The 2,153-nt window shown below is 70.2% G+C and carries 1 protein-coding gene; it reads left to right on the forward strand.

Translation table 11 applies throughout. The features are described from left to right. A partial coding sequence (locus tag VLF38_RS09430; RefSeq protein WP_325271012.1) for an NAD-glutamate dehydrogenase domain-containing protein occupies nt 1-2,153 on the forward strand: 2,153 nt, incomplete at both ends.

Here is a 2,153-nt window from a genome sequence, read left to right on the forward strand (position 1 = left end):
GGTTCGAGCCCGGCGAGGGTGGCCTGGAGGCGGAGGCAGGGGAGCGTACGGCGCGGGTCGAGGCCGTCGAGGAGCGGATCGGCCGCGCGCTGGACGAGGTCGCGAGCCTCGACCACGACCGCATCCTGCGCTCCTACCTCACCCACATCCGGGCCACGCTGCGCACCAACTACTACCGGACCGACGACCACGGCAACCCGCGGCCCTACATCTCCCTGAAGCTCGAGCCCTCCGCGATCCCGGAGCTGCCGGAGCCGAGGCCGAGCTTCGAGATCTTCGTCTACTCCCCGCGCGTCGAGGGCGTGCACTTGCGCTTCGGCGCGGTGGCTCGCGGTGGACTGCGCTGGTCGGACCGTCGCGACGACTTCCGCACCGAGGTGCTGGGCCTCGTCAAGGCGCAGATGGTCAAGAACACCGTGATTGTGCCGGTGGGGGCCAAGGGCGGGTTCTTCGCCAAGCAGCTCCCCGACCCGCGCGACCGGGACGCGTGGATGGCCGAGGGAATCGCCTCCTACAAGACCTTCATCTCCGGGCTGCTCGACATCACCGACAACCTGGTGGAGGGCGAGACCGTGCCTCCCGAGAGGGTGGTCCGGCACGACGGCGACGACTCCTACCTGGTGGTGGCTGCCGACAAGGGCACCGCGTCCTTCTCCGACATCGCCAACGGTGTCGCGAAGGACTACGGCTTCTGGCTGGGCGACGCCTTCGCCTCCGGCGGCTCGGTCGGCTACGACCACAAGGCCATGGGCATCACCGCGCGGGGCGCGTGGGTCTCGGTGCAGCGCCACTTCCGGGAGCGCGGCATCGACTGCCAGGCCGAGGACTTCACCGCCGTGGGCATCGGCGACATGTCCGGCGACGTCTTCGGCAACGGCATGCTGTGCTCCGCGCACACCCGCCTGGTCGCGGCGTTCGACCACCGCGACATCTTCCTCGACCCGGACCCCGACGCGGCGACCTCCTACGCCGAGCGCAAGCGGCTCTTCGAGCTGGCCCGCTCGAGCTGGCAGGACTACGACGAGTCGCTGATCTCCGAGGGCGGCGGCGTCTACTCCCGCAGCCAGAAGTCGATCCCCGTGTCGGACCAGGTGCGCCAGGCGCTGGGCCTCGACGACGGGGTCTCCTCGATGACGCCGCAGGAGCTGATGCGGGCCGTGCTGCTGGCTCCGGTCGACCTGCTCTGGAACGGCGGCATCGGCACCTACGTCAAGAGCTCCGAGGAGTCCCACGGGGACGCCGGCGACAAGGCCAACGACCCGATCCGGGTGGACGGGGGCGACCTGCGCGCCAAGTGCGTCGGCGAGGGCGGCAACCTCGGCTTCACCCAGCTGGGCCGGATCGACTACGCACGCCACGGCTGCGGCGGCAAGGGTGGCCGGATCAACACCGACTTCATCGACAACTCCGCCGGCGTGGACACCTCCGACCACGAGGTGAACATCAAGATCCTGCTGGACCGCGTGGTCAGCGCCGGTGACATGACCGAGAAGCAGCGCAACGCCCTGCTGGCGGAGATGACCGACGAGGTCGGCGACCTGGTCCTGCGTGACAACTACGAGCAGAACCTCGCCCTCGCCAACGCCGAGGCCCATGCCAGGACGCTGCTCCACGTGCACGAGGACTGGATGAGGGAGCTCGAACGACGCGGCCTGCTCAACCGGGAGCTCGAGGGCCTGCCCAGCACCCGCGAGGTGAAGCGGCGGCTCGACCGGGAGGAGGCCCTCAGCACGCCGGAGCTCGCCGTGCTGCTCTCCTACACCAAGATCGTGCTGGCCGACGAGCTGATCGCCTCCGACCTGCCCGACGACCCCTACCTCCGCCAGGACCTCGTCGCCTACTTCCCGCAGCGGATCGCCGAGGAGCACGCCGACCGGATGACCGCCCACCCGCTGCGCCGGGAGATCATCGTGACGCAGGTCGTCAACGACCTCGTCAACGGCGCCGGGCTGACGTTCTGGCCACGACTCGCCGGGGAGACCGGTGCGTCGGCCGCCGACCTGACGCGCGCCAACTTCGTGGCACGGGAGATCTTCGGCTCCCTCGGCCTGCGCGAGGAGCTGAGGACCTTCGACAACCGGCTGCCGGCCGAGCGCCAGACCCGGATGCGGGTGGAGATGCGCACGCTGGTCGAGCGCGCCTCCCGCTGGCTC

The organism is Nocardioides sp., from assembly GCF_035481145.1.
In the GTDB taxonomy this organism is placed as follows: domain Bacteria; phylum Actinomycetota; class Actinomycetes; order Propionibacteriales; family Nocardioidaceae; genus Nocardioides.